The sequence below is a fragment of the Pseudomonas sp. K5002 genome, from assembly GCF_013386655.1.
Taxonomy (GTDB): domain Bacteria; phylum Pseudomonadota; class Gammaproteobacteria; order Pseudomonadales; family Pseudomonadaceae; genus Aquipseudomonas.
The window spans coordinates 1-4,726 of sequence record NZ_JACARK010000641.1; the positions used below are offsets into that span (position 1 = coordinate 1).

The 4,726-nt window shown below is 60.6% G+C and carries 5 protein-coding genes and 1 pseudogene; 1 reads left to right on the forward strand and 5 read right to left on the reverse strand.

The features are described 5' to 3' along the window. A partial coding sequence (locus HX846_RS25270) for a P1 family peptidase (RefSeq protein ID WP_178966316.1) occupies window positions 1-484 on the reverse strand: 484 nt, incomplete at its 3' end. A 9-nt stretch (window positions 485-493) separates the two neighbouring features. Then, window positions 494-1,858, reverse strand: coding sequence for an APC family permease (locus tag HX846_RS25275; protein ID WP_003217116.1), 1,365 nt, complete (start codon window positions 1,856-1,858; stop codon window positions 494-496). 197 nt (window positions 1,859-2,055) lie between these two features. Here HX846_RS25275 and HX846_RS25280 point away from each other — a divergent pair, with 197 nt between their 5' ends. Continuing rightward, complete coding sequence (locus tag HX846_RS25280) at window positions 2,056-2,850, forward strand: helix-turn-helix transcriptional regulator (RefSeq protein WP_008433783.1); 795 nt, start codon at window positions 2,056-2,058, stop codon at window positions 2,848-2,850. Window positions 2,851-2,954: 104 nt separating this feature from the next. Here HX846_RS25280 and HX846_RS25285 read toward each other — a convergent pair whose 3' ends face one another. From HX846_RS25285 to HX846_RS25295, 3 genes and pseudogenes are all read right to left on the reverse strand, one after another. Next, a complete protein-coding gene (locus HX846_RS25285; RefSeq protein ID WP_178966317.1) occupies window positions 2,955-4,034 on the reverse strand; it encodes a polyamine ABC transporter substrate-binding protein in 1,080 nt (359 codons plus the stop codon). Between the two features lie 60 nt (window positions 4,035-4,094). Further along, window positions 4,095-4,436 carry a cupin domain-containing protein gene (locus HX846_RS25290; RefSeq protein ID WP_178966318.1) on the reverse strand — a complete coding sequence of 114 codons (342 nt, stop codon included), beginning with the start codon at window positions 4,434-4,436 and terminating at the stop codon, window positions 4,095-4,097. A gap of 27 nt (window positions 4,437-4,463) precedes the next feature. Next, a pseudogene (locus HX846_RS25295) lies at window positions 4,464-4,726 on the reverse strand (FAD-dependent oxidoreductase); the annotation flags it as partial.

A 4,726-nucleotide genomic window follows, 5' to 3' on the forward strand; every position in this document is an offset into this window, starting at 1 on the left:
CCTCCGCCACCGGCCCGGATTCGGCGTTGGCCAGCGCCTCGCGCACATGCTCCGGGCCGACGTGCTGGCCCCAGATATCGTTGAGCAAGCCGTCGTAGGTTTCCATCACCACCGGCATGCACCAGTACACGGCGGGATCTTCAAGGCTTTCGCGCTCCAGGGCGATCAGCGTGTCGCGCACAATCCCGATGCTGTGGGTGTTGGTGATCGCCAGCGGCGTGGTCAGCAACCCCGATTCGCTGATCCACTCAAGCCCCGTGGCGTCGCCATTGCCGTTGAGCACGTGGTAGCCGGCAAAACATGGCTGATACCGCGCGGCACCGGCCCGGGGCTGGATCGCCGTCACGCCGGTACGTACCTGTTTGCCGTCGATGCGGCTCTTGATCGTACTGTGGCCGACCCGAACCCCTGGAACGTCGGTGATGGCATTCAACTCACCGGGCGTACCCAGTCCCAAGGTGATGCCCAATTGACGTGCACGCATAACCACTCCTTACAATTTCTGAAACGCCGGACTCAACCGGCCACTGATGCAATACAGGATCACCGACAGTGCCAACAGGCCGATGATAATCATGATGTCGCGAACCGAGGCGGCAATCGCCAGGGTCACCAACAGGTAGCCGGCGCCCAGCACCGCCAGCAAGGCCGGCACCGGCCACAACGGCATGCGATACGGGTGCTCGCGGTCACGCAGCAACACCCGGCTCATCAACGCGCTCAACGCCACGATCAGGTACACCAGCATGATCAGCAGCACGCTGAAAGACGTCAGGTCCGCCAGGTTGGAGCTGAAGCTGAGCAATGCCGAAGGGACCGCCAGGAACAGCGTAGCCAACCACGGGGAATCCCAGCGTGGATGAATCCGGGTGAAGAGTTTGTTGATGGTGGGTGTCCACAACGCATCGCGGCCGCTGCTGAACACCACCCGGCCAATCTGGATGACGATGGCGACGATGGCGTTGAATACCGACAGGAAGATCCCGGCGCTGACCAGCCGCGACAGGGTTTCGTTACCGTGGCTGGTCAGCAGGTAGCCGATCGGGTCGGGGCTGCTGATCATCGCGCTGAGGGATGGCGCACCGATCAGCAAGGCGGTGATCGGCACCAGCTCGATGACCACCACCAGGCCCAGGGACCACAACACCGCCTTGTGCACGCCCCTGCCGCCGCACTTCATGTCTTCGGCCAGCAAGACGGCGGGACCGTAGCCATTGAACGAGAACAGGCCGATGCCCACCGCGCCGATGACCAGCGCCCAGGGCGCCAGGTGCAGCACGCCGTTCTCGACGATTTGCGGTTGCAACAGCACGCTGACCGGCTGCACCGGGTTGCCGAAGCCGATAAACACGATCACCAGCAACGCCGCCACTTCCAGCAGCAGGCAGGTGCCGGTGATCCAGGCATTCAGCTTGATATTGAGGATGCCCAGGGCGTAGCTGCACACCACAATCACCAGGGCCACGGTTTGCGAATCGAATTGGGTGCCGAGGGCGTTATTCAGGTAAGTCGCCGCCCCGGTGGCCAGTACCGGCGGGATAAACAGCAGCATCACCAGTACCGTGAGGAACGTCGCGTAGCCGGCCATGCCGCCGAACACCCGCTTGGCATACACGTATTCGCCGCCGGCGCTGTTGTGGGCACGCCCGAGTTCGGCGTAGCAAAAGGCGAACATCAGCGCGAGCAAGGCGGCCATCACAAAGGCCAGGAACACCCCGCTGCCGGCCTGCTGGATGGCAAACGGCGCAATCACGAACACTGAACTGGCCGGGGTGACCGCCGAGACGGTGATGGCCACTACATCGAATACGCTCAGGGTGGGTTTCAGCACGCCGTCGGGCGTGGAAGGAGCACTCATATCGTTATCCTCTTGATTGTTCTTGGTTTGAGGCAGAAACGAAAAGGTGAAGCGGCGCAGGGTATGTTCCCCACTGACTGACGGCCAACTTAAACACTCTGTGTAAATCGGCCAATTCCCCTATTGGAGTACTCCCCTTGACGCCGCCGGGCAAAAGTCGAACCCTTGCGGCCTGAATCCTTAGCGTGGAGCTGCACATGAGCCTGTTCAGGGAAGTCGGCATGCACGCGGGCCTGGGGCGTACCGTCGCACAGATCGGCACCGGGCGTTTCTGGAAGCAACTGGTGCTGTTGCTGCACCAATGCCTGCCCTTCGACAATGCCCTGGCGATCTTCTACCCCGCCGATGGCCCGCCCGAAGCGCTGGAAGAATACGACGCACAACCGAGCAGCAAACCGGCGTCGATGCTGGTTTATCTGAATGGCTTGTACCTGTTGGACCCGTTTTTCCAGGCGTGTCGCGAGGGGTATGCCAGTGGCGTGTACCGCCTTGAGGAAGTGGCGCCGGATCATTTTCGCCAGAGTGAATACTTCCTCAATTACTTCCACGACAACGTGCTGGAAGACGAGGTGCAATTCATCCTGCAATTGCCGGGTGCGGGGACGTTATCGCTGTCGTTGGGGATGCAGCGGTTGTTTACCGGCGAGGAAACGGGGTTGATGACCATGCTCGCGGCCTGGGTGTTGCCGTTGATGCAGCAGCATTGGCAGCAAAGCACCCAGCGAGTGGCCGCGCCGGCGGAAATGGCCAGCCAGATACGGGACGCGTTGAGTCATTTTGGCTGTGGCGTATTGTCGGAGCGGGAACTGGAAATAGCGCGATTGGTGTTGCGTGGGTTTTCGTCAAAAGCCATGGCCGAACGGCTGAATATCTCGCCGGATACGGTCAAGGTTCATCGTCGGCACCTGTATGCCAAGCTGGATATCTCGTCGCAGCCGGAGCTGTTTTCGTTGTTTATCCAGTCGTTGGGGCATGACTTGGAGAATCCTTGATTCCGCGGCGTGGGAACGCCGCCCTGGACGCTCCGCATGCGCTTTTGAAGTCGTGACGCGGAGCGTCACAGGATGCATTCCCACGCGGAGCGTGGGAACGATCATCAACGCCCGGTACGAATGGTGTTCCACACCCGCGTACGAATCCGGTCGATGTTCAGCGGCATTGCTTCCAGTGCGAACAACTTGCCCATCATTTCCGGACTTGGGTACACCTTGGTGTCGCTCTTGATTGCCGGGTCCACCAGGCTGTCCGCCGCGGCATTGCCGTTGGCGTAGTGCACGTAGTTGGTGATGCTGGCCATCACTTCCGGGCGTAGCAGGTAGTTCATGAAGGCATAGCCGGCTTTTTCATCCGGGGCATCGGCGGGCATGGCGACCATGTCGAACCAGATGGCGGCGCCTTCCTTGGGAATGTTGTAGCCGATATTCACGCCATTCTTGGCTTCCTTGGCGCGGCTTTCGGCCTGGAGGATGTCGCCGGAGAAGCCGACGGCCACGCAGATGTCGCCGTTGGCCAGGTCGGCGGTGTATTTCGAGGAGTGGAAATACGCCACGTATGGCCGCACTTTCATCAGCAGGTCCTCGGCCTTTTTGTAGTCTTCCGCCTTCTTGCTGTGGTGCGGAAGGCCCAGGTAGTTGAGCGCCGCCGGCAGCAGCTCCGGGCCGTTGTCGAGGATGGCGACGCCACACTTCTGCAGTTTTTGCATGTTCTCGGGCTTGAAGATCAGGTCCCAGGAATCCACTGGGGCGTTGTCGCCGAGTACCGCCTTGACCTTGTCGATGTTGTAGCCGATACCGGTGCTGCCCCACAGGTACGGGAAGCCGTGGGCGTTGCCCGGGTCGTTGTTTTCCAGGGCCTTGAGCAGCACCGGGTTGAGGCTCTTCCAGTTGGGCAACTGGCTCTTGTCGAGTTTCTTCAGCGCCCCGCCCTGGATCTGCCGGGCCATGAAGTGGTTGGAGGGGAACACCACGTCATAGCCGGATTTGCCGGTCATCAACTTGCCGTCGAGGGTTTCGTTGCTGTCGTACACGTCGTAGGTGAAACCGATGCCGGTTTCTTTCTGGAAGTTCCTGGTGGTGTCGGGGGCGATATAGTCCGACCAGTTGTAGATCTTCACCGTCTCGGCGGCTTGGCTGAGGGTGGCGACGAATACCAGCGGCAACAGGGCAATGGGTCTCATGGTTCGATTTCCTGGCGGTTTTAGGGCTGTTTTTATGGCAGGCGATCAAAGATCAAAGAATCAGAGGATCAATACATAGGTCTTGCGCACGGTTTCCTGGATGTCCCAGATACCGGTGCTGTTGGCCGGCAACATCAGTGCGTCGCCGGCTTCTATGTGGAGCATTTCCCCGTTGTCGGGGGTGAAGGTGCACCGTCCCTGGATAAAGTGGCAAAACTCCTGGGCTTTGATCTGCCGGCGCCAGCGCCCGGGCGTGCATTCCCAGATGCCGGTTTCGACGCCGTCGCTACGTTCCACGCTCAAGGTCGAGGTCACCGCGACCGGTGTGCCTAGCGGCACGGCGACGGGCGAGGAATCCGGCAAATGGGCGCTGAGTGTGTCTTTGAACTGGGTAATGCTCATGTTCATACCTGTGGTGATTGAAACGAATTAGTGCATGAAACCTTCCATGAACCCGGCAACCCCGCTGGCCAGTTTGCGGCGCCACGGGGCGGTATTGGGGTTGGCCAACACTTGGTCCTCATGCACAAAACTGCGGATGATTGCGTTGTAGCCCAGCCAGCGGCAGGGTTCCGGTTCCCAGGCCTTGAGCCCGTCCAGCCGGCCCGGATGAATCACCCATGGCTGGCGAACCAACGGCGTATCGAGCCCCAGGATCAAGTCCGCCAGGGTGCGGCCACCGAGGTTGCTGG